This window comes from Nocardioides sp. F233, from assembly GCF_057813895.1.
The window spans coordinates 323,518-345,911 of record NZ_JBVASH010000001.1; the positions used below are offsets into that span (position 1 = coordinate 323,518).

Annotated in this window: 18 protein-coding genes; 16 read left to right on the forward strand and 2 right to left on the reverse strand. The window is 73.1% G+C overall.

Annotation, left to right across the window (positions count from 1 at the left end):
• Positions 1-74: 74 nt before the first annotated feature.
• Positions 75-1,562 (reverse strand): PucR family transcriptional regulator, encoded by a 1,488-nt coding sequence (locus tag ACZYRU_RS01585; RefSeq protein WP_488955319.1) that lies wholly within the window; start codon positions 1,560-1,562, stop codon positions 75-77.
• Positions 1,563-1,651: 89 nt separating this feature from the next.
• Between ACZYRU_RS01585 and ACZYRU_RS01590 the strand changes: the two genes are divergently transcribed.
• The 10 genes from ACZYRU_RS01590 to ACZYRU_RS01635 all read left to right on the forward strand — a co-directional run bounded on the left by ACZYRU_RS01590 (position 1,652) and on the right by ACZYRU_RS01635 (position 13,411).
• Complete coding sequence (locus tag ACZYRU_RS01590) at positions 1,652-2,740, forward strand: S-methyl thiohydantoin desulfurase family protein (RefSeq protein ID WP_488955320.1); 1,089 nt, start codon at positions 1,652-1,654, stop codon at positions 2,738-2,740.
• Positions 2,733-4,325, forward strand: a complete 1,593-nt coding sequence (locus tag ACZYRU_RS01595) for a hydantoinase/oxoprolinase N-terminal domain-containing protein (RefSeq protein WP_488955321.1) — start codon at positions 2,733-2,735, stop codon at positions 4,323-4,325. The genes ACZYRU_RS01590 and ACZYRU_RS01595 overlap by 8 nt, the downstream gene beginning before the upstream one ends.
• 22 nt (positions 4,326-4,347) lie before the next feature.
• Entirely contained in the window at positions 4,348-5,922 is a 1,575-nt protein-coding gene (locus ACZYRU_RS01600) for an ABC transporter substrate-binding protein (protein WP_488955322.1), read from the forward strand.
• Between the two features lie 4 nt (positions 5,923-5,926).
• Positions 5,927-6,943 carry an ABC transporter permease gene (locus ACZYRU_RS01605; RefSeq protein WP_488955323.1) on the forward strand — a complete coding sequence of 339 codons (1,017 nt, stop codon included), beginning with the start codon at positions 5,927-5,929 and terminating at the stop codon, positions 6,941-6,943.
• Complete coding sequence (locus ACZYRU_RS01610; RefSeq protein ID WP_488955324.1) at positions 6,940-7,797, forward strand: ABC transporter permease; 858 nt, start codon at positions 6,940-6,942, stop codon at positions 7,795-7,797. Before ACZYRU_RS01605 ends, ACZYRU_RS01610 begins: the two co-directional genes overlap by 4 nt.
• A complete protein-coding gene (locus ACZYRU_RS01615) occupies positions 7,794-8,588 on the forward strand; it encodes an ATP-binding cassette domain-containing protein (RefSeq protein ID WP_488955325.1) in 795 nt (264 codons plus the stop codon). Before ACZYRU_RS01610 ends, ACZYRU_RS01615 begins: the two co-directional genes overlap by 4 nt.
• On the forward strand, positions 8,581-9,558 hold the full coding sequence (locus tag ACZYRU_RS01620) for an ABC transporter ATP-binding protein (protein WP_488955326.1): 978 nt from the start codon (positions 8,581-8,583) through the stop codon (positions 9,556-9,558). Before ACZYRU_RS01615 ends, ACZYRU_RS01620 begins: the two co-directional genes overlap by 8 nt.
• On the forward strand, positions 9,555-9,749 hold the full coding sequence (locus ACZYRU_RS01625; protein ID WP_488955327.1) for an acyl-CoA dehydrogenase family protein: 195 nt from the start codon (positions 9,555-9,557) through the stop codon (positions 9,747-9,749). Before ACZYRU_RS01620 ends, ACZYRU_RS01625 begins: the two co-directional genes overlap by 4 nt.
• 81 nt (positions 9,750-9,830) lie before the next feature.
• The gene (locus ACZYRU_RS01630; RefSeq protein WP_488955328.1) at positions 9,831-12,821 is read left to right on the forward strand and encodes an MMPL family transporter; all 2,991 of its coding nucleotides are present in this window, start codon (positions 9,831-9,833) and stop codon (positions 12,819-12,821) included.
• On the forward strand, positions 12,797-13,411 hold the full coding sequence (locus ACZYRU_RS01635) for a TetR/AcrR family transcriptional regulator (RefSeq protein ID WP_488955329.1): 615 nt from the start codon (positions 12,797-12,799) through the stop codon (positions 13,409-13,411). Before ACZYRU_RS01630 ends, ACZYRU_RS01635 begins: the two co-directional genes overlap by 25 nt.
• 203 nt (positions 13,412-13,614) lie before the next feature.
• On the opposite strand, the gene ACZYRU_RS01640 is transcribed toward ACZYRU_RS01635, so the two are convergent.
• Positions 13,615-15,174, reverse strand: coding sequence for an adenylate/guanylate cyclase domain-containing protein (locus tag ACZYRU_RS01640; RefSeq protein WP_488955330.1), 1,560 nt, complete (start codon positions 15,172-15,174; stop codon positions 13,615-13,617).
• Positions 15,175-15,222: 48 nt separating this feature from the next.
• On the opposite strand from ACZYRU_RS01640, the gene ACZYRU_RS01645 reads away from it, so the two are divergent.
• From ACZYRU_RS01645 to recC, 6 genes are read left to right on the forward strand one after another with little or no spacing between them, the layout of a single operon-like run.
• On the forward strand, positions 15,223-15,732 hold the full coding sequence (locus ACZYRU_RS01645) for a nuclear transport factor 2 family protein (protein ID WP_488955331.1): 510 nt from the start codon (positions 15,223-15,225) through the stop codon (positions 15,730-15,732).
• Positions 15,729-16,229, forward strand: coding sequence for a PGPGW domain-containing protein (locus ACZYRU_RS01650; protein ID WP_488955332.1), 501 nt, complete (start codon positions 15,729-15,731; stop codon positions 16,227-16,229). The genes ACZYRU_RS01645 and ACZYRU_RS01650 overlap by 4 nt, the downstream gene beginning before the upstream one ends.
• A gap of 5 nt (positions 16,230-16,234) precedes the next feature.
• A complete protein-coding gene (locus ACZYRU_RS01655; protein ID WP_488955333.1) occupies positions 16,235-16,804 on the forward strand; it encodes a sugar O-acetyltransferase in 570 nt (189 codons plus the stop codon).
• Entirely contained in the window at positions 16,801-17,742 is a 942-nt protein-coding gene (locus ACZYRU_RS01660; RefSeq protein WP_488955334.1) for a patatin-like phospholipase family protein, read from the forward strand. Before ACZYRU_RS01655 ends, ACZYRU_RS01660 begins: the two co-directional genes overlap by 4 nt.
• Complete coding sequence (locus ACZYRU_RS01665; RefSeq protein ID WP_488955335.1) at positions 17,742-18,905, forward strand: TetR/AcrR family transcriptional regulator; 1,164 nt, start codon at positions 17,742-17,744, stop codon at positions 18,903-18,905. Before ACZYRU_RS01660 ends, ACZYRU_RS01665 begins: the two co-directional genes overlap by 1 nt.
• 11 nt (positions 18,906-18,916) lie before the next feature.
• Positions 18,917-22,318 (forward strand): exodeoxyribonuclease V subunit gamma, encoded by a 3,402-nt coding sequence (gene recC / locus ACZYRU_RS01670; protein WP_488955336.1) that lies wholly within the window; start codon positions 18,917-18,919, stop codon positions 22,316-22,318.
• Positions 22,319-22,394 lie beyond the last annotated feature (76 nt).

A 22,394-nucleotide genomic window follows, 5' to 3' on the forward strand; every position in this document is an offset into this window, starting at 1 on the left:
GGAGCTGACCTGTGTCACCAGCGCCTGGGCCCCGGACTCGACCGAGATCGACGTCCAGGTTGCACGGCCCGCCGTCACCGCGTGGGTTGGACCCGGCCGAGGTCGTGCATGCGGCAGGCCAGGTGCAGGGCGAACCGGACGTCGGGATCGCCGAGATCGAGCCCGAGGGCCTCCTCGATTCGCTGGACCCGGTAGCGCACCGCGTTGGGGTGCAGGTGCAGGTCCGCGGCCGCCCGTTTGGGCGAGCTCTGGTGGTCGAGGTAGACCGCCAGGGTGTGCACCGCCTCGTTGGCGAGCGTGGTGCCCAGGCGGTCGAGGGGCGCCAGCAGGTCCGTCACGATCTGGCGGCTGAGCGGTGAGGCCCACAGGTCGGCGAGCACGCGGCGCACCCCGGTCGCGTCGAACGAGGTGATCCGGCCGGCACGCGCAGCGGTCCGGCCGGCGTCGGCGGCGACGCGCGCCTCGATCGCGGACTGCCGCAGGCCGGCGATCCCCCGGGCGGCCGTACCGATCCCGAGGTAGACGGGGTCCTCCTGGGCGATCCGTCCGAGCACCCGCTCGAGCAGGCCGGTGACGCGCTGGGTGAGGGCGGTGCCGTCCAGGTCGTCGCTGGCCAGGATCAACAGCTCGCCGCCCATGCGCGAGACGTGGCACCAGCTCGAATCGGGCAGGAACTCCTCGAGGCAGGCCAGCTCGGCGCGGTCGACCAGCCGTCGGCGGACGGCGAGGTCGGACTCGCTGGTCCGGTCGGTGCTCGTCGAGAAGGACATCCACGCGGCGACGTGGTTCAGGTCGACCGGGAACACGAGGCGCCGCGCCTGCTGGGTGAGCGAGGTCAGGTGGGCGTCGTCGGCGACGGCGATCTGCGCGAGCAGCTCGGCCCGGGTCTGCGACGACGCGAACGACTCCTCGAGCTCGCGGCGCCGGCGCACGCTCACCGCCGCGGCGACGGCGGGCAGCACCAGCCGCGCCGCCTGCTGCCCGGGCGGGCTCACCACCTCGCCGACCAGGCGATCCCCGATCAGCACCGCTCCGGGACCGGCGCTCGCCGCGTCGACGACGAGCTCGAGCGGCTCGCCGAGAGCCGCGGTCACGTCGGCGAGCAGGTCCTCGACCGACGCGGCGGCGGGTACGTCGGCCAGCGCGGCCAGCGCAGCCTCGGCGCGCGAGAGCGTCTCCGCCGCTCCGCCACGGACCACACCGGTCAGCCACAGCACGAGCTCGGCGACGCTCGTGTCGGAGGCCGCGTGGACGACGGTCAGTCCGCCTCGGGTGGCCAGCTGCCGGCTGGTCATCGGCAGCGAGACCTCGCCCATGACGACGATGCAGCTGTGGCGACGCGCGATGCAGCCGCGGATCGCCACGTCGAGCTGGTACGGCTCGGCATGGCGCAGTGCGCGCGGCATCCACACCACCATCGCGCCCTCGGCGACCGCCCCGACCTCGGCGAGGTCGTCGACCGCGACGACGTCACCGATCTCGGACGGTACGTCGAACGGGCCGACGATCGCGGTCAGGCCGCGGTAGGCGCCGCCGCGCAGCACGTCGTGGACAGTGGCCATGCCGCATTGTTGCATCCCTCCAAGAAGTGCAACTTCATTGTCGCCAGCCTCCATGGACCTCGCGCGGCCGGTCGACGATGCTCTGTTGCATGACGGAGAAGACGCGTGAGATCAGTCTCACCAACCTCGACGCCTTCGCTCGCGGTTGCGCCATCCTCGGCACGGGCGGAGGCGGTGCGGTCGATCCCGGCCTCCTCGCTGCGCGTGCCGCGATCGAGACCGAGGGGCCGGTCCCGGTCGTCGAGCTCGACCAGCTCGACGACGACATGATCGTGCTGCCGATCGGCAGCATCGGCGCGCCGACGGTCTCGAACGAGATGCTCGGCAGCATCGACATGGTCTGGCGCCTGCGGGACGAGGTCGAGCGCACGGTCGGCCGTCCGGTCGGGGCGCTCATGTCGTCCGAGATCGGCGGCTCGAACGGCGTCCACCCGGTGGCGTGGGCCGCTCGCCTCGGGCTTCCCGTCGTCGACGCCGACGCGATGGGCCGGGCCTTCCCCGAGGTCCAGATGGTCTCCATGCACGTCGCCGGGCTGCCGCCGACCTTCGTCGCGATCGCCGACGTCGTCGGCAACGTGAGCGTGCTGCGTCCCGTGGACGGGCGCTGGGCGGAGCGGCTCGCCCGCTCGGTCGCCGTCGCGGCCGGAGCCTCCGCGCTGATGTCGGACTACGTCCTGAGCGCCGCGGAGTTCCGGGGCGCCGTCATCGAGGGAACCGTCAGCCAGGCCGTCGCGATCGGCGCCGCCACCGTCGGCGCCGCCGACCCGCTCGGCGCGCTGGTCGACGTCCTGGGCGCGCAGCGCGTCCTGACCGGCAAGATCGTCGACATCGAGCGTCGTACGTCCGGCGGCTTCGTCCGCGGCTCGGTGGTGCTCGAGGGCACCGGCGTCGATCGCGGTCGCCTGGTGCGCGTCGAGATCCAGAACGAGAACCTCGTCGTCTTCGAGGGTGGAGACGTGCGCGCGACCGTTCCCGACCTGATCAGCCTCGTCGACACGGCGACCGCCACGGCCATCTCCACCGAGTCCCTGCGCTACGGGCAACGCGCGACGGTCCTCGCCTGGCCCTGCGCGCCGCTGTGGCGCACCGAACGCGGTCTCGACGTCGCCGGGCCGCCCGCCTTCGGCTACGACCTCCCCTACGTCCCTGTCGAGCAGATCGGAGCGACCGTTGCCTGAGAACACCACGACCGAGGGCCGTGCCGTCGACCTCCGCATCGGGATCGACGTCGGCGGCACCAACACCGACGCCGTCGTCCTCGACGAGAGCAACGCCGTCATCGCCTGGACCAAGCAGCCCACCAGCCGCGACGTCATCACCGGGCTCGACGCGGCGGTCGGGCACGTGCTGGAGGACCTGGGCGAGCGGCGCTCCCGCGTCGGGCGCGTGATGCTCGGAACCACCCACGCCACCAACGCCATCCTCGAGCGGCGCGCGCTCGGCAAGGTCGCCGTGATCCGGATCGGGGCCCCGGCCACCACCGAGATCCCGCCCACCCAGGCCTGGCCCACCGACCTGCGCGACGCCGTCCTGCTCGACGCCACCATCGTCGGTGGCGGCCACCTGGTCGACGGATACCCGCTCGCCGAGCTCGACACCGACGCCGTACGACGCTTCCTCGAGTCCGTCGCCGGCAGGGCCGAGGCGGTGGCGGTCACCGGCGTCTTCAGCCCGGCCTTCCACGACCAGGAGCTCGAGGTCGCGGAGATCGTCAGGAGCGTGCTCGGACCGGACGTCCCGACCTCGCTGAGCCACGAGATCGGAAGTCTCGGCCTCGTCGAGAGGGAGAACGCGACGATCCTCAACGCCGCCCTGTACGGCGTCGCACGGGGCGTGACCGAGGCGCTCGCCGCCGTCCTGCGCCGCCACGAGCTGGACGTCACGAGCTACTTCGCCCAGAACGACGGCACCCTGATGGCGCCCGAGTACGCCGCCCGGTACCCGGTGCTGACCATCGGCTCGGGACCGGCGAACTCGATCCGTGGCGCGGCGTTCCTGTCGGGCGTGAGCGACGCCGTCGTGGTCGACGTCGGCGGCACCTCCAGCGACTTCGGCGTCCTCGTCAACGCGTTCCCCCGGGAGTCCGCACTGGCCGTCGACATCGGCGGGGTGCGGACGAACTTCCGGATGCCCGACATCCTGGGCCTGGCGATCGGCGGCGGCACCTGCGTGCGCGGCGACGCCGGCGCGCCGGCCATCGGGCCGGACTCGGTCGGCTACGCGCTGACGACCTCCGGGGTGACCTTCGGGGGCGGCGTACCGACCCTGACCGACGCCGCGGTGGTCGAGGGCCGGACGAGCATCGACGTCGCCGACCCCGGTCGCGTCGGGCCGCAGCTGCACACGCTGCTCGCGGCAGCCTTGAAGGCGACCGACCTCCTGCTCGAGGAGGCCGTCGACCAGGTCAGCCTCGGCAACATCTCGCAACCACTGATCGCGGTCGGCGGCGGCGCCTTCCTGGTGCCCGACGACGTTCCGGGCGTCAGCGCGGTGCTGCGGCCACCCCACGCCCAGGTCGCCAATGCCGTGGGGGCGGCGATCGCCCTCGCGAGCGGGCGCTGGGAGACGATCGTCCCCGCCGGCGCCGGACGCGGCGCCGCGATGGACGAGGCACGCCAGAAGGCCTGCCAGCGCGCGGTCCAGGCCGGCGCCGACCCCACCGCCGTCGAGGTGGTCGAGGTCGTCGAGATCCCCCTCAGCTACCTGCCGGAGCCGGCCGTGCGCGTGAGCGTCAAGGCCGCCGGCCCTCTTGCCCGGATCTGACATCCACCCGAAGGAGCACATCGTGAGAAGGAAGATCGCACTCGTCGCCGCCCTGGCGACACTGGGTCTCGGCGCTGCCTGCGGCTCGGGAGGTGGCACCGCGCCGGCGGACGACACGTTCGTCTACGCCTTCAACCTCGACATCGTCACCGAGTGGGACCCCGGTGTCTCGTACTCCAACGAGATCATCGCGATGCAGAACATCTACGAGACGCTGACGAAGTACGACCCCGCCACGAAGCAGGTCCAGCCGCGGCTGGCCACCGCGTGGAAGCAGTCCGAGGACGGCCTCACCTGGACGTTCACGCTCCGTGACGACGTCACCTTCCACACCGGCCGGAAGCTGGACGCGGCCGCGGCGAAGCAGGCGATCGACCGGACCATCGAGCTCGCCGGCGGCCCGGCGTACATCTGGGACGCCGTGAAGTCGATCGAGGCGCCGGACCCGACGACCCTGGTCCTCCACCTGAAGTACGCCGCACCGGTCGACCTGATCGCCTCGTCGGGGACGGGCGCCTACGTCTACGACGTGGAGGCGGCGGGCAAGGGCGGGGAGGACGCCCTGGCGGCCTGGTTCGACGAGGGACAGGACGCCGGCACCGGCGCCTACACGGTCGACACCTGGGAGCCCGGCACGGAGCGCGAGCTGCTGCTGGCGAAGTACGACGACTACTGGGGCGGCTGGGACGGTCCGCGGTACGACGCCGTCGAGTTCCGCGTGACGCCGGAGGTCACGACGGCCTGGCAGCTTCTGCAGTCCGGTGAGGTCGACTTCGTCCAGCGGCTCAGCCCCGAGCTCTTCCAGCAGGCCGAGAAGACCGAGGGCGTGCGCACCGTCCAGACGCCGTCGTTCCAGAACCTGATCGCCTTCTTCGACACCGCCGACGGCCCGATGGCCGACGTCCGCGTCCGGCAGGCGGTCGCCCACGCGATCGACGTCGACGGCCTCGCGGCAGCGCTCCAGGGGGCGGTCAGCCCCGCCGACGGGCTGGTTCCTGAAGGCCTCGTCGGTGCGGGCGCCGGCTACGCCACCCCCGCCGACCTGGACCAGGCGGCCGCCCTGCTGCGCGAGGCCGGCTACGGCAAGGACCACCCGCTGAAGCTGACGCTCACCTATGCCCAGGGCGACGACGACCAGCAGATGTTCGTGACCCTGCTGAAGTCCGCCCTCGCCGAGATCGACGTCGACCTGCGGGCCACGCCGATGCAGTGGAGCGCCCAGTGGGACCAGGCCAAGACCGGGAAGCGCCAGGACATCTTCCTCATGTACTGGTACCCGGACTACGCCGACGCCTACACCTGGTTCGGCAACCTGTTCCGCTCCTCCGACGAGCCGTACTTCAACCTGTCCTACCTCGACGACCGCGCGATCGACGACCAGATCGACGCTCTCCCGGCCCAGGCGGCCGGCGACCCGGACGCAGCGGTGAAGACCTACCACGCCCTGCAGCAGGAGCTGCTCGTCGACCAGGCCGCGGCGGTGCCGCTGTTCGTGCAGAACTTCCAGCGCGCCTACGCGTCGTCCGTGGAGGGCTACGTGGACAACGCCGCGTACTCGAACGTCGTCTTCGTGCACGACCTGACCGTCGCGGAGTGACCCGATGATCCGCTTTCTGACCCGCCGCCTCGGCCAGGTCGTGGTCGTCGTCCTCGGGGTCGTGGTCATCAGCTTCCTGATGGCCCGTCAGATCCCGGGCGACGCGGCTGTCTCGGCCGAAGGAGCGCGTGCCAGCAAGGAGCAGCTGGCGGCGGCGAGGGAGCGGCTCGGGATCGACCGGCCGTTGGCCGAGCAGCTCTGGAACTACCTGTCCGGCCTGTTCCACGGTGACCTCGGGATCAGTCTGGCGACGAAGCAGCCGGTGGCGGACGACCTCGCCCGGGCGCTGCCCGCCTCGCTGGAGCTGGTCGCCACCGCGATGCTGTTCGCCGTCCTGGTCGGGATCCCGCTGGGGGTGCTCGCGGCGCGGTACCGGCGGGGTCCGGCCGACGTCGCGGTGCGATTGTCGTCGATGTTCCTGGTGTCGGCGCCCGTGTTCCTGCTCGCGCTCACCCTCCAGCTGCTCTTCGCCACGCGACTCGGCTGGCTCCCCACGGCGGGTGAGTACGACGCGACGCTGGCCCGCACGCAGCCGGTCGACGGCCCGACCAACCTGACGATCCTCGACGCCCTGCTCACCGGGAACTGGCCGGTGCTCGGGAGCACGTGCCTGCACCTGCTGCTTCCGGCCGTCGTCCTGGCGGCGTACCCGACCGGGCTGGTCGCCCAGATGGTGCGCGCGTCGCTGGTGGAGGAGGCGACCCAGGACCACGCGGTCATGGAGCGAGCCCTCGGGTTCAGCCGGCTGGCGGTGCTGGTCCGGTTCTCGTTCCGCCCCGCGCTGGGTCCGGTGCTGTCCCTGCTGGCGCTGGTGTTCGCCTACGCCCTCGTCAACAGCTTCCTGGTGGAGGCGGTCTTCAACTGGCCGGGGCTGGGGAGCTACACGACCAAGGCGATCCGCGCGCTGGACGCGCCGGCCATCGCCGGCGTGACCCTGACGGTCGCGCTGGTCTACGTCAGCCTCAATCTCCTGGTGGACCTGGTCCAGGCCGCCATCGACCCGAGGGTGCGCCAGGCATGAGCGCCGTCACGGGCTCCCTGCCCGCACGTCTGGTCCGGTCCGACCGGCTCGCGGCCGTCGGCGCGGTCGTCCTCGCGCTGCTCGTCGTGCTGGCCGTGCTGGCCCCGTGGATCGCCCCCTACCCGGCGGACGCGAGGAACGCGACGCACGCGCTGGAGACGCTCCAGGCACCGAGCGGTCAGCACTGGTTCGGCACCGACACCGTCGGGCGCGACGTCCTCAGCCGGGTTCTCTTCGGCGCGCGGACCTCGCTCGGGATCGCGGCCTGCGTCCTCGTCCTGGCCGCGCTGGTCGGGGTGTCGCTCGGGGTGGTCGCCGGATTCGTCGGCGGCTGGGTCCGTGACGTGATCATGCGCGTCACCGACGTGTTCCTGGCCTTCCCGGCGATCCTGCTCGCGCTCGTCTTCGCGGTGATCCTCGGGCCCAGCGTCCGGACGACCATCGTGGCGATCGCGATCACGTGGTGGCCCTGGTACACCCGGCTCAGCGCCTCGGTCGCCGCATCGGTGCGCTCACGCGGCTACATCGACGCCGCGACCTGCCTCGGCGTACCCCGTCGTCGGATCATCGCCCGGCACGTCCTGCCCAACTCGCTCACCCCCGTCATCGTGCAGCTCTCGCTGGACGCCGGCGGCGTGATCCTCACCGCCGCTGCCCTGTCCTACCTCGGGCTCGGCGCGCAGGAGCCCACCAGCGAGTGGGGCCTGATGGTGCAGCAGGGCCAGAGCCTCTTCTCGACCCACTGGTGGATCGCCGGCGCACCCGGCTGCGCGATCCTGCTCGCCGCCTTCTGCTTCAACGTGCTCGGCGAAGGTCTGCGGCACTCGCTCGACCCCCGTGGAGGAGTCCGATGACCGCCCCTCTCCTGTCGATCCGGGAGCTCACCGTGGCGTACGGCGGACGGACCGTGTCCTCGATGCCCGAGCTCGACCTGCACCGCGGCCGCTGCATCGCGATCGTCGGCGAGAGCGGCTCCGGCAAGTCCACCGTGCTGCACGCGTCCATGGGCCTGCTGGCCGGGACGCAGGCGCAGGTGAGGGGGACGGTCCGCGTCGGTGACGTCGACATGGTGGCGAGCACCGAGCGGCAGATGGCCGCGGTCCGGGGCTCCCGGATCGCCATGGTCATGCAGAGCCCGCAGGGATCGCTGAACCCGGTCCTGCCGTTGCGGACCCTGGCTCGTCGGGCGATGCGCCGGCACGGGATCGGGCGGCGCGAGGCCGACGCGCGGATGGCCGTGGCTCTCGAGCGCGTCCGGCTCGACCCGGCGCTCCTCGACCGGCTGCCGTACCAGCTGTCCGGCGGTCAGGCCCAGCGGTTCGCGATCGGGCTGGCGGCCGCGCTGGGCGCCGGCGTCATCGCCGCCGACGAGCCGACCAGCGCGCTCGACGTCACCGTCCAGGCCGAGGTGATCGGTGTGCTGGAGGAGCTGCGTCGCGAGCAGGGAACCGCTGTGCTCCTCGTCTCCCACGACCTCGCCCTGGTCTCGACCGTCGCCGACGAGATCGTCGTCATGCAGGCCGGCGAGGTCGTCGACCGGGGCACGGTGACCCACATCCTCGAGGAGTCGACCGTGCCCTACACCCGAGCCCTGATCGACGCGGTCCCGACCGTCGGCGCGACCTGGGGAGGCGCAGATGCCTGAACCACTGCTCGAGGCACGGCAGGTGAGCGTCGCCTACGGGCGACACGTGACCGTGCACGAGGTGGACCTGGTGGTCGAGCCGGGCGCCCGGATCGGCATCATCGGCGAGAGCGGCTCCGGGAAGACGTCGGTGGCGCGGACCCTGCTCGGGCTGCTCGCGCCGTCCGCCGGCGAGGTCCGGCACCGCGGCGTCGCCCTGGCGACGATGGCGCGCCGGGAGCGCCAGCAGTACCGCCGCGAGGTGCAGCCGGTGTTCCAGGACGGCGTGGAGACCCTCGACCCGCGCATGTCGATCGCGGACGCCGTCGCCGAGGGGATGTCCGCCGTCCCACGACCCGAGCGCCTGCGTCGCGTCGCGGCCCTGCTCCGCGACGTCGGGCTGGACCCGGAGACCGCTCCCGGACTCCTGGACCGGCGGCCGCACGAGCTGTCCGGCGGGCAGCGGCAACGGGTGGGCATCGCACGAGCCCTGGCCGTCGAACCTCAGCTGCTCGTGCTCGACGAGCCCACGAGCGCCCTGGACGTCACGGTCCAGGCGCGGATCCTCGCGCTGCTGGAGAAGCTGACGGCCGAGCGCGGCCTGGCGCTCGTCCTGATCACCCACAACCTCGCGGTGGTCGACCGCCTGTGCGACACCGCGCTGGTGATGCACGCCGGACGCGTCGTGGAGCGTGGCCCCACCGCCCAGCTGTTGGCCGCGCCACGACACCCCTACACCCAAGCGCTCTGCGCTGCCGTGCCGCGCCTCGGCGGCCGCCCGCCCCGACCGGCAGGGACGGCGACCGGGCAGGTCGACAGCGGCTGCGCCTTCCGGCTGCGCTGCCCGCTGGCGTCCGAGCGGTGTGCAGCGGAGCGCCCTGAGCTACGCGAGAGCGACAACGGTCGCCAGGTGGCCTGCCACCACGTTTCGTCCTGGGTGACGGCAGCGCGGCCTGACATCCCCATCGATCCAGAACCGAGGAAGCCATGATCACCCACACCATCCGTGACGGCATCGCACTGACCGAGGAGCAGCGGGAGTTCGTGGCGCTCGCGCGTGACTTCGCCGAGCGCGAGATCCGTCCCCGCGCCCGCGAGGTCGACGAGGCCGACACCGAGTCGCCCCTGGACCTGTGGCGGGGTTGCCTGTTCAACGGCGGCCGGCCGAGGTGCAGGAGCTGATGGCAGGGCTCCTCCAGATCCCCGAGTGACCCTCGCCACCGTTCCTTGCCAGTGGCAAGGAACGGGTTCTAGTTTCGCCGCGTGGGCACGACGCATGGGGATGACAAGGCGGCCGGCTACGCGCGCTTCGCCGTACGACGAGCCGGGTGGGTGGTGCTCGCCTGGTTGGCGATCACGGTCGTGATGAACGTGGCGGTGCCGCAGCTCGAGGAGATCGCCGGACGCGACTCGTCGCCGATGGTGCCGAAGGACGCGCCGTCGATGCGTGCCGTCGAGCTGATGAACCAGGAGTTCAGCAACGGCGACGCCGAGAGCTTCATCGTGGTCGCGATGGAGCGGACCTCCGGGCTGACCCGGGCCGACCGGACGTACGCCGAGTCGCTGGTCACCGGCCTCGCCCAGGACAAGGGCGACGTCGCGTTCGTCCAGGACGTCCGCGACCCCGCGCTGCGCAAGGCACTGACCAGCGAGGACGAGCAGGCCCGCTACCTGCTGGTCGGCATCACCGGCGCCACCGGGGCGCCGGCGTCGCTGCGCCAGGTCGCCGCCGTCCGCGACATCGCCCGGGCCAGCGCGCCGGACGGGCTCAGCGTCGAGGTCACCGGTCCGACCGCGACGGTCGTGGACCTCGCGACCGAGACCGAGCACAGCGTCGTCCGGATCACCGTGGTCACCATCGGCCTGATCGCGCTGATCCTGTTCCTGATCTACCGCTCGTTCGTGATCCCCGTCCTCATCCTCACCGTGGTCGGCCTGGGTCTGGGACTCGGTCGCGCGGTCGTCGCCTGGTGCGGGCTGCAGGACCTCTTCGCGGTCTCCACGTTCAGCGGCTCCTTCCTCACCGCGATCGTGCTGGGCGCCGGCACCGACTACGCCGTCTTCCTCGTCGCGCGCTACCACGAGCAGCGCCGCCTCGGTGTGGACCCGGGGCGGGCGGCCGCGATCGCGGCGACCCGGGTCGGCTCGGTCATCGCCGGCTCCGCGGTCACCGTCGTGCTCGCCACGCTCGCGATGGCGCTGGCCGACCTCGGCTTCTTCAACACCACCGGCCCCGCGGTCGCGGTCAGCATCGCGGTCAACCTGCTGGTCAGCCTGACCTTGACGCCCGCGCTGCTGGCCCTCGCCGGCCGCCGCGGCTGGGCCGAGCCGCGGGAGTCCAAGGCGTCCGGGGTCTGGGCGCGGATCGCCGGTGTCGTGGCCGCGCACCCGGCCCGGATGCTCACGGCCTCGCTCGTCCCGCTCGCCCTGCTGGCGGCGGTGTTCCCCCTCACCGACCTGTCGTACGACGTCCGGGACCCGCTCCCGAAGGATGCCGAGAGCAACCAGGGCTACGCCCTGCTGGGCCGCCACTTCCCGGTCAACGAGGTGCTCCCGGACTACGTGCTGATCCGGGCCGACCACGACCTGCGCACCAGCACGGACCTGGCGGTGCTCGAGCGCGCGTCGGCCGCGGTCGCACAGCACGACGGGGTGGCGCTGGTGCGCGGCGTGACCCGGCCGCTCGGCGTACCGATCACGGAGGCGTCGGTCGCCTACCAGTCCGGCCTGGTCGGCGACCAGCTCGACGAGGCGCAGGGCAAGGTCGCCGAGGGCACGAGCGGCGCCGAACGGCTGGCGGACGGTGCCGGGCAGCTCGACGACGGAGCCGGGCAACTCGCCGCCGGCGCCGACAAGGCGGTGGCCGGCGCGGACCGGATCGCCGCATCCACCGGCAAGCTGACGTCCGGCATGACCAAGCTGCTCGACGGCGCGGACGCCGCGATCACCGGGACCGGCGACCTGCGGACGGGCGCGGGCGGACTCGCCGACGGCCTCGACGCCGCCGCCGACCAGGTGCAGCTCGCAGTCGATGGTCTCGGGCTGGTCCACGACGCGCTGGCCACCAAGAGCCTGACCTGCGGCCTCGACCCGGCCTGCCGGCAGGCCCGGACCGGGCTGAAGAAGATCTGGGAGGCCGAGCGCGACCAGCTGCTGCCGGGACTGCGACAGGCAGCGAAGGGCGCCCGGGCGCTGGCGACGGGCAGCGGCGACCTGCAGTCGGGTCTCCAGCAGCTGCGGGCCGGGCTCGCGAAGGCCCGCAACGGCAGCCGCCAGCTCGCTGACGGGCAGCGGGTCTTCGCCGACCGCCTCGGCGACCTCTCCGCCGGCGCCGACGAGCTCGCCGCCGGTGCGGACCGTCTGCACGGCGGCACCGAGCAGGTCGCGGCCTCGCTGCCCGAGCTCGAGGACGGCCTCGCGGCGGCGGCGCGCCACCTCCGCGAGACGCGTACGGCTGCCGACGACCCGGTCAGCGGTGGCTTCTACCTGCCGCCGACCGCCCTGCAGGACCAGGACTTCGCCGCCGCCATGCGGCTCTACCTGTCGCCGGACGGCCGCACCGCGCGGCTCGCCGTGCTCGGCACCACCGACGCCTTCGGCCCCGAGGCCTCCGACCGGGTCGAGGACATCCGGGCCACCGTCGAGACCTCGCTCAACGGCACCCGCCTCGACGATGCCGAGGTGCTCACCACCGGCATGGCGAGCACGAACGCCGACCTGCGCGACTACTCGATGTCGGACCTCGAGGTGATCGCCGGCTTCGCCCTGGTCGCGGTCTTCCTGGTGCTGCTCCTGCTGCTGCGCAGCCTGGTCGCGGCGTTCGCGCTGATGGCGACGGTGGTGCTGTCGTACGTCGCCGCGATCGGCCTCTCCGTGCTGGTGTGGCAGTACGGGCTGGGCATCCAGCTCGACTGGACGGTGGCCGCGGTCGCCTTCGTCGTTCTCGTCGCGGTCGGTGCCGACTACAACCTGCTGCTGACCAAGCGGATGCACGAGGAGGCGCCCGACGGGTCGGCGGCCGGGATCGCCCGCGCCACCGCCGCCACGGGCGGCGTGATCACCTCGGCCGGCGTGATCTTCGCGGTGTCGATGATGGCGTTGCTTGCCGGCCGGGTGACGACGATCGGGCAGGTCGGGTTCACGATCGCGGTCGGCCTGCTGCTCGACACCTTCGTCGTGCGCTCGCTCCTCGTGCCGGCACTCGCTACGTTGCTGGGGAGGCGGCTGTGGTGGCCGCAGCGAACCGGGGGCTGATCATGAGGCAGGTCGACCTGCGCCAACGGCTGATCCGCGCGGCTGAGCAGGAGATCGCAGCGTGCGGCCCGGCCAAGGCCAGCCTGCGCGCGATCGCCCGCCGGGTCGGCGTCTCCCACCAGGCGACCGCCCACCACTTCGACGACCGGGCGGGCCTGTTCACCGCGCTCGCGGTCGAGGGCTTCGAGCTGCTGCTGTCGTCGACCCGTTCGGCCGTCGTCGACGTGCCGGTCGCTGGGGGTCAGCAGGTCACGGCCGCGGGGGTCGCGTACGTCGAGTTCGCCGCCCGCCAGCCGACCATGTTCGACGTGATGTTCCGCCCCGAGCTGCTGCACGCCGACGATCCCGCACTCTGCGAGGTCCGGCTGGCCCACCGCGGCCTGCTGCTCGACCTCGTCGGGGCGGCGCAGGCGACGGGGTGGGCGGCATCGGTGCCGACCGAGGAGCTGGTCACGATCGGCTGGGCCACCGTGCACGGGCTGGCGGTGCTGCAGCGCGACGCCCAGCTGACCGCCGTACCCACCGAGGTCGACCTGGACCCGGCCAAGCTGCTCGTGGTGATCGGTCAGGCGCTCGGCGCGCTGGCCTGAGGCTTGTAACTAAGGGTTACAGCACGAGAACCGGTGCCACAGCGCCCGGGTAGTAGCAACAGCACCGAGGTGGATGGGTTTCAGCGTTCGCGCGCGGGGTGTGCGAGGCCGGACGTGCGTGACCGGCCCGGCGAGACAACTACCCGGGTGCTGTGGCCGCTACCCGGGCGTTTTTGCATCGCTCTCCGCGACGTAACACTTAGTTACAAGCGCTGGATCGCCAGGCGGGTCGGCTCGGTCCGGCCTCGGAGCACCACCTCACCGTGCTCGACCCAGTGGGCTGCCTCGGCGTCGCTGGCGGCGGCCACGGAGTCCCAGGACGCGAGCACCCCGCCGGGGACGTCCTTGGCGAGGTCGGTGAGCCGGGCGGCGGAGTTCACGGCGTCGCCGATGACGGTGTACTCGAAGCGCTGCTCGTGACCGACGTTGCCGGCGACGACCTGGCCGGTCGCGACACCGATCCCGGCGCCGACCTCGGGTACCTCGACGGCCAGCCGCGCGGCCGTCGACCGGGCCGCGGCCAGCGCTGCGGTGGCGTGGTCGGCGTGCTCGACGGGGGCGCCGAAGATCGCCAGCACCGCGTCGCCGATGAACTTGTTGACCAGCCCGTGGTGGCGGTCGACCTCGTCGACGACCACCTCGAAGAACCGGTTGAGGATGGCGACGACCTCGGCCGGTCCGTGCTGGGTGGCGTACGTCGTCGAGCCGACCAGGTCCACGAAGAGCACCGAGCACACGCGGGTCTCGCCGCCGAGCTCGATCTCGCCGGCCCCCAGCGCGGCCGCGGCGGCCGCGACCTCCTGGCCGACGTGCCGGCCGAACAGGTCGCGGATCTGCTCGCGCTCGCGCAGCCCGTGGACCATCGAGTTGAAGCCGGATTGCAGCTGCCCGAGCTCGGTACCGTCGTACACGACGATGTCGGTGTCGAGCCGGCCCTTCTCGACCTCCTGCATCGCGTCGCGCACCGACAGCAGCGGTGCGACGACGGAGCGTGCGTTGAGGTCGGTCAGCAGGAAGCCGAAGACCAGGACCGCGCCGCACACGATGATCGTCACCACCGCGAGCTGGGTCAGCGTCGCGTCCGAGCCGGCGGGCGTGAGGGCGAGGATGGCAGCGATGAGCAGCCCGACGACCGGTGCGCCGGTGCCCAGTGTCCAGAAGATCGCCATCCGCGGACCCACCCCGACGCCGCGCACCCGCTGGGTCACCTTCACGTCGGCGAGGGCCCGGGCGGCGATCGGGCGAAGCGTGAACTCGGTGAGCAGGTAGGCGATCCCCGCCACCACGACCGCGCCGATGCCGACGGTGAGGGCGGTGCCGACGGCGCGCGACGGCTGCAGCACGACCGTCAGGACGGTGAACAGGATCGTGCCCACCATCCAGATGTAGAACTGGGCGAAGGTGAGGGTGAGCGGCACCCGCAGCGCCCGCGCCCGTTGCGCCGGGTCGACGTCGATCTCCGGCTGGGTGGCCCAGCGCAGCGCGCGCAGCGACGACGTCGTGCCCCAGATCGCCCCCACGATCGCCGCGAGCACGACGTACGTCGGGATGGCGATCGCCAGCGCCAGCACCATCTCGCCGTTGGGGCCGGGCGACGGGATCGCCCAGGTGTTGATGACGAACACGACCAGGGCGCCGACCAGGTTCGTCGTCACGAGCATCACGGTCAGCAGCGCCTGGATCCGCACCCGCAGCTGGCGGGGCTCCTGGTCGCGCGGACCGAGGACGCGCGAGCCGAACGGGCTGCGTCGTCCGGAGGGCATGGGCCGAAGCCTAGGGCGTCAATTGGCCGGACCTGATTGGATCGACCCATGAGTGCAGCCCCCTCGTTCACCGCCGAGGAGATCACCGAGGCGTACGCCGCCTTCCACGAGCAGGTCGCGGACTTCGCGAAGACCGGGAACTGGGACGGGTACGCCGACCTGTTCACCCCCGACGCGGAGTACGTCGAGCACGCGATGGGCACCTTCCGCGGCCGCGACGAGATCCGCGCGTGGTCGGTGCGCACCATGACGTCGTATCCCGGACGGGTGATGCCGGAGTTCCCGGTCTCCTGGCAGGTGGTCGACGCCGCGCAGAACCGGCTGGTCTGCGAGGTCCTCAACCCGATGCCGGACCCGGGCGACGGGACGATGCTGACCGAGCCCAACATCACGATCATGACGTACGCCGGCGACGGGCTCTTCTCCCGCGAGGAGGACGTCTACAACCCGCTCCGCTTCCACGCGATGGCACAGACGTGGGCCCGGATCGCGGCGGCCCACGGCAACGCCGACGAGGACGTGCTCACCTGGCTCGACCGCTTCGGAGGTGGACGGTGACCGGCGCCGCGAAGCGGATCCTGCTGGAGGTCCTCGGCTGGCTCCTGCTCGTCGCCGGCATCGCCGCGATGGTGCTGCCCGGCCCCGGGCTGCTGCTGATGGCGGCCGGGCTGGCGGTGCTGTCGCAGCAGTACACCTGGGCCGAGCGGCTGCTCGACCCGGTCCTGCTCCGTGCCCTGCGCGCGGCCGCCGAGGGCGTCGAGACCTGGCCACGGATCATCGCCTCGAGCATCGGCGCCCTCGGGATCGGTGCCTTCGGCATGGTCTGGCTGCTCGACCCCGACATGCCGGCCTGGTGGCCGATCGACGAGAAGTGGTGGCTGCCCGGCGGCACCTGGACCGGCATCACCCTGCTGCTGTCGTGCGTGATCGCGCTGGGGCTGCTCGTCTACTCCTACCGGCGGTTCCACGGGAGGCCGGAGGCGCGCGCGGCGCTCGAGGGTGAGATCACCCAGGCGGACGACCGGCGGCACCACACCGACGAGCAGGAGCGGTGAGTGCGGTGGACGACACCCGGTCGACGAAGGAGCGGATGCTCGCCGGCGAGCTCTACGTCGCCGACGACCCCGAGCTGATCGCGGACCACGTCCGGGCCCAGGAGCTGACCGAGGCCTACAACGCGACGGGGATCCACGACCGTGGGCGTCGTACCGAGATCCTGGGCGAGCTGCTCGGCTCCCTCGGCGTGGACAGCGCGATCCGTCCGCCGCTGCGCGTCGACTACGGCAGCCAGATCCGGGTGGGGTCGGGGGTCTTCGTGAACTTCGGCCTGGTCGCCCTCGACGTCGTCGACATCACCATCGGCGACGACGTGCAGATCGGGCCCAACGTCCAGCTGCTCACGCCGCTCCACCCGCTGGAGGCGGGGTTGCGGCGCGACAAGTGGGAGAACGCAGCGCCGATCACGATCGGTGACAACGTGTGGCTCGGCGGCGGCGTGATCGTCTGTCCCGGCGTCACCATCGGGGCGAACACCGTCGTCGGCGCCGGCTCGGTCGTCACCCGCGACCTGCCCGCGGGCGTGCTGGCGGTCGGCAACCCGGCCCGGGTGGTGAGAGAGCTCCCGGAATGACGACCCTGCTCCACGCTCTCGCGCAGCGCCGTGCGTCCGGCAGCCGGCCGGGGCAGCGCACCGACGGTCACCGGATCGCCCTGGCCATCGAAGGCGGTGGCAGCCGGGCGGCGTACTCCGCGGGCATGGCGCTCGCGATCGACGAAGCCGGCCTCACCGACTGCTTCGACGACGTCTACGGCACCTCCGGCGGCGCGCTCAACGGTGCCTGGCTGCTGACCGGCGAGGCGCAGCGCTGGCTGCGCAGCTGGGCCTGGCCCGAGGTCCAGGCCGCGAGGGTGACCGACCCGCGGCGGGTCCTCCGCGGCGGCCCGGTCGTGGACCTGCGGCGGCTGGTCCACCACGTCTACGAGGCGATCACCCCAATGAACTTCGACGCGATCGTCGCCAACCCGATCGGGTTCCACCCGATCGCGACCGACGCCGCCACGGGCAAGGAGACCGACCTGGCGCCGTACGTCGTCGACCGGCTCGGCGCCCAGACCGCACTGCGCGCCAGCTCGTGCATCCCGCTGCTGGCCGGGCGTCCCGTGCGGCTGGGCGATCGGCGGTACGTCGACGGCGGGCTCTCGGAGGGCGTGCCCTACCGCACCGCGCTCGCGCAGGGTGCCACGCACGTGCTGGTGCTGCGTACCCGTCGCTCCGACCAGCGGGCGGTCCCGCCCTCACGGCTGGAGCGGATCCTGTTGGCGCCGTACTTCCTGCGGCACGGTCGGGCCGCCGGTGCCGCGCACATCGACCGCTTCCGGTCGTACGCCGCCGACGACCTGCGCCTCGCTGCGGGGACGCTGGCCGACGTACCGACCCTGGTCGAGGTGCGTCCACCGCTCGGCTCGCCCGACGTGTCCCGGCTCAGCGCCGACCTGTCCGCCATCGACGACGCGATCGAGCGCGGCCGGCTGGTGATGGCCGACTACCTCGACCGACTGTCGGCCTGATGTCCGACACCGTCCCGCAGCGCCGCCCACGCAACCGCAAGCAGCTGATCGTCGCGGCCGCCGCCCGGCAGTTCGAGCGCGCCGGCTTCCACGACGTCTCGGTCGCCGACATCGCCGCCGAGGTGGGTGTCTCGGCCTCCGCGCTCTACCGCCACTTCAGCGGCAAGACAGGGCTCCTCGCCGCTGCGGTCGAGCAGGAGATCGAGCTCCTCGAACAGGCGTACGGCGGCCCCACCGATCTGCCCGGGCTGCTCGATGGGGCGGCATGGGCACTGCTGCGACCGGACCGGCCGGGCAGCGTGTGGCAGCGCGGGCAGGTGTTCCTCGAGCCGGAGCGGGCCGCGGAGCTGGAAGCGCGCTACGACGCCGCTCTCGAGCCGTTGCGTCGTGCGGTCGGCGGGGAGGTCGCGGCCTGGGGTGTGCACTCGGTGCTCACGACCGGACGGGCGTTCGAGCGGGCGAAGGTGGACCGCGATCGCGCGCAGGAGCTGATGGTCCGGGCCGCGACCGCGGTGGCGGGGCTGGGGGACCTCGGGTCCGGTGGTGCCGTCGTACGCCGGCCGGCTGGCTCGGGGGACGGGCTGCAGCCGGCGTCCCGGCGGGAGGCGGCGCTTTCGGCCGCCGTACGCCTGTTCGCGGAGCGCGGCTTCCACGCTGTCGGCATGGACGACATCGGTGCCGCGGCAGGGATCTCCGGGCCGACGCTCTACCACCACTTCCCACGCAAGTCCGCGGTGCTGGCGCACGCCATCACCCGGTGCCTCGACGCGATGCAGTTCGACCTCGCCGGCGTCCTGTCCGCCACCAGCGACCCCGCCGAGGCGCTGGAGAAGGCGTTGGCGTCGCTGGTGCGGATCAACGTCGCGCAGGGCGACGCGCTGGCCGCGCTGTTCACCGAGCTGGTCCACGTGCCCGAGGACGAGCGGGCGCCGATCCGGCGGATGCAGCAGGACTACGTCGACGAGTGGGTCGTGCTGCTCGTCGCCTGCCGGCCCGAGCTGGCGCGCCCCGACGCCCATGCGCTGGTGCGCGCGGCGCAGACGGTCGTCAACACGATGCGGCTGCGGCTGGCGCTCGACGAGGAGGGCCAGCGCGACGGGTTGCTGCGGATCGGGCGGGCGGTGCTGGGGACTCCGTCGGCTTCTGCCGGACCACCTCAGTAGCCTCGGCCCCGATGACCCTCCACCTGCACCGCGCCGCGCGGACCGACCTGCTCGCCGACGAGCTCGGCCGGCTGCTGGCGACCCCGCTGGCCGACCCGTTCGCCAGCGAGGTGGTCGTGGTGCCGGCGCGGGGCGTCGAGCGGTGGCTCACCCAGCGGCTGTCGCACCGGCTCGGTGCGGGGCCGTCGGGTGGCGACGGGGTCTGCGCCGGGGTGCGCTTCCTGCAGCCCGCGTCGCTGGTCGGGCTGCTGCTCGGCCGCGACCGCGACGACCCGTGGCACCCCGACCGCCTGGTGTGGCCGCTGCTCGCGACCATCGACGACGCGCTCGGCGAGCCGTGGTGCATGACCCTGGCGACCCATCTCGGGCACGACCTCGACGGCGAGGAGGGCGAGCTGCGCCGCAGCCGCCGGTGGTCGGTCGCGCGGCGGCTCGCGGAGCTGTTCGCGTCGTACGCCGTCCAGCGGCCCGCGCTGGTCCGCGACTGGCGCGAGGGCCGCGACACCGACGGGGCGGGCGAGCCGCTCGCGGCGGACCTCGCGTGGGAGGCCGAGCTGTGGCGGCGGCTGCTCGCGCGGATGGCCGCGGCGGGGCACACCGAGGCACCCGACGTCCGGCACGACCGAGTGTGTGCGGCGCTGCGGGCCGGCGAGATCGCCGGCCTCGACCTGCCCGACCGGCTGTCGCTGTTCGGCCACACCCGGCTGCCCGAGACCGAGATCGACCTGCTCGTCGCGCTGGCGGCCCACCGCGACGTCCACCTCTGGCTGGCCCAGCCGTCCGCGGCGCTGTGGTCCGCGGTCGCCGATGCCGGGGTCGAGGTCGGCCCGCGGGACGCGTCCGTGTCCGCCGAGCTGGCCCACCACCCGCTGCTCGCCTCGCTGGGTCGCGACTCCCGCGAGCTGGCCACCGTGCTGGGGGCGCGGGTGCGTGCGGGGGAGGCCGCCGACGCCGGTGCGGCGCCGGACCCCGGGGCGCCGGACGACCTGCTCGGGTGGCTGCAGGCGGACCTGCGGGCCAACCGGGTGCTGTCGGAGGAGGAGCGAGCGGCCCGGGTGCTGCGATCCGACGACCGGTCCCTGCAGGTGCACGCCTGCCACGGCCCGGCGCGCCAGGTCGAGGTGCTCCGCGAGCTGCTCGTCGGCCTGCTCGAGGACGACCCGACCCTGGAGCCGCGCGACATCGTCGTGATGTGCCCCGACGTCGAGACCTACGCGCCACTGATCTCCGCCGGGTTCGGCATGGGCGAGCTGATCGGCGAGAGCGCCGGGGCGGGCGGCCCGCGTGACGCTGTGCTGCACCCAGCGCACCAGCTGCGGGTGCGCCTGGCCGACCGTGCCGCCAGCAGCACCAACCCGCTCCTCGCCGTCGCGGTCGTGCTCGTCGAGCTCGCGGGCGGCCGGGCGACCGCGTCCCAGGTGCTCGACCTGCTGGCCCGGCCGGTGTGCCGGCGCCGGTTCGGGTTCACCGACGACGACCTCGCGCGGATGACCCGCTGGGTCGCGGAGGCCGGGGTCCGGTGGGGGATCGACGCCACCCAGCGGGCGGCGTACGCGATGGACGGGTTCGAGCACAACACCTGGCGGGCCGGCCTCGACCGGCTGCTGCTGGGCGTCGCGATGAGCGACGACGACTACCGCCACGTCGGGCGCGGGCTGCCCGTCGACGACATCGCCAGCGGCGAGATCGAGCTGGTCGGCCGGATGAGCGAGGCGGTCGCCCGGCTCGGCGACTGCCTCGGCGCGCTGGACGCCGCGACCGCCGCCGACCAGTGGTTCGCCGCGCTGACCGAGGGCGTGCGCGACCTGTGCGAGGTCGAGGACGACGACGCGTGGCAGCTGCCGCAGTTCGAGCGCGAGCTCGCTCGGGCCCGCGCCAGTGCGGACGAGAGCGATCCCGACGTCCCGCTCCGCCTGGCCGACGTCCGGGCCCTGCTGCAGGCCCGGCTCGCCGGTCGCCCGACGCGGTCCAGCTTCCGCACCGGCATGCTGACGGTCTGCACGATGACGCCGATGCGGTCGGTGCCCCACCGGGTGGTGTGCCTGGTCGGCCTCGACGACGGCGTCTTCCCGCGCACCAGCGGGGTCAACGGCGACGACGTCCTCGGCCGGCGGCCGCGCGTCGGCGAGCGCGACCTGCGCGGTGAGGACCGTCAGCTGCTGCTCGACGCGATCCTGGCGGCCGGTGAGCGGCTGGTGATCACCTACACCGGCGCTGCCGAGCACACCGGTCAGGAGCGGCCTCCAGCCGTGCCGCTCGGTGAGCTGCTCGATGCCCTCGACCGCACGTCCGCCTCGCCCGTGCGCGAGCGGGTCGTCGTACGCCATCCGTTGCAGGGCTTCGACCCCCGCAACCACGTGCCCGGCGAGCTCGTCGGCGCGGGTCCGTTCAGCTTCGACCGTGCGTCGCTGGCCGGGGCACGGGCGTCGGTGCGCGAGCGGATGCCGGTCCCGACCTTCCTGTCCGGCTCGTTGCCGGCGCAACCGGCCCGGGACGTGTCGCTCGCCGACCTCATCGACTTCGTGCACCGCCCGGCGCGGACCTTCCTGCGTGGCCGCCTCGACGTCGCCACCCCGTTCGAGCCCGGCGAGGTCGCCGACGCGATCCCCGTCGACCTCGACAACCTCGAGAAGTGGGCGATCGGTGACCGCCTGCTGCGCGCGGTCCTGTCCTCCGAGGATCCGGCCACGACCGGCCAGGCCGTGATGCTCGCCGAGCAGCTGCGCGGGTCGCTGCCCCCCTTCGGACTCGGGTACGGCGCCCTGGTCGACGTCGTCCGCGACTGCCAGGCCCTGCTCCAGCAGAGCGCGCCGCTGCGCGCCACCCCCGCGCGCAGTGTCGACGTCGATGTCGACCTCGGGGGCGGTCGGCGGCTCACCGGCACCGTGCCGCGGGTCCACGGCAACCTGCTCGTCGATGTCACCTACTCGCGGCCCGGACCCAAGCAGCGGATCGCGGCCTGGCTCCGGATCGTCGCCCTCAGCGCCAGCCATCCCGACGAGAGCTGGACCAGTCACGCGATCGCCCGAGCCAAGGGCGGCCCGCAGCGAGCGCTGGCCGGACCGCTCGACCACCGCGCGGTCGAGTGGCTGCGCGCGGTCGTCGACCTCTACGACGAGGGCGCCGCCCGGCCGCTCCCGATCCCGCTCAAGACCGCGCACGCGTGGGCGGAGGCGCGGGCCAAGGAGCTGCGCGGGATGGACGTCGACCCGGTCGAGGTCGCCGGGCGCTCGTGGGTCACCGACCCGTTCAACCAGTACGGCATCGCCGGCGAGGACAACGACGCCGTGCACCGCCGGATCTGGGGGCACGACGCGCCGGTGTCCGTGCTGATCGACGCCGGGCTGCCGTCGTACGCGTGGACGCTGTGGGAGCCGCTCCTCGCCGGCGCCGAGAAGGTCGGCCCACTATGACCACCCCACGACGTTCTTCTCCTCCGCTTCGCTCCCCCGAACAACGCCGCGGGGGCCCCGGTCCCTCAGCGGATTC

Coding starts and splice junctions, on each gene's coding strand:
- ACZYRU_RS01585 (WP_488955319.1), bottom strand. CDS start 1,562: ATGGCCACTGTCCACGACGTGCTGCGCGGCGGCGCCTACCGCGGCCTG.
- ACZYRU_RS01590 (WP_488955320.1), top strand. CDS start 1,652: ATGACGGAGAAGACGCGTGAGATCAGTCTCACCAACCTCGACGCCTTC.
- ACZYRU_RS01605 (WP_488955323.1), top strand. CDS start 5,927: ATGATCCGCTTTCTGACCCGCCGCCTCGGCCAGGTCGTGGTCGTCGTC.
- ACZYRU_RS01610 (WP_488955324.1), top strand. CDS start 6,940: ATGAGCGCCGTCACGGGCTCCCTGCCCGCACGTCTGGTCCGGTCCGAC.
- ACZYRU_RS01615 (WP_488955325.1), top strand. CDS start 7,794: ATGACCGCCCCTCTCCTGTCGATCCGGGAGCTCACCGTGGCGTACGGC.
- ACZYRU_RS01620 (WP_488955326.1), top strand. CDS start 8,581: ATGCCTGAACCACTGCTCGAGGCACGGCAGGTGAGCGTCGCCTACGGG.
- ACZYRU_RS01625 (WP_488955327.1), top strand. CDS start 9,555: ATGATCACCCACACCATCCGTGACGGCATCGCACTGACCGAGGAGCAG.
- ACZYRU_RS01640 (WP_488955330.1), bottom strand. CDS start 15,174: ATGCCCTCCGGACGACGCAGCCCGTTCGGCTCGCGCGTCCTCGGTCCG.
- ACZYRU_RS01645 (WP_488955331.1), top strand. CDS start 15,223: ATGAGTGCAGCCCCCTCGTTCACCGCCGAGGAGATCACCGAGGCGTAC.
- ACZYRU_RS01660 (WP_488955334.1), top strand. CDS start 16,801: ATGACGACCCTGCTCCACGCTCTCGCGCAGCGCCGTGCGTCCGGCAGC.
- ACZYRU_RS01665 (WP_488955335.1), top strand. CDS start 17,742: ATGTCCGACACCGTCCCGCAGCGCCGCCCACGCAACCGCAAGCAGCTG.
- recC (WP_488955336.1), top strand. CDS start 18,917: ATGACCCTCCACCTGCACCGCGCCGCGCGGACCGACCTGCTCGCCGAC.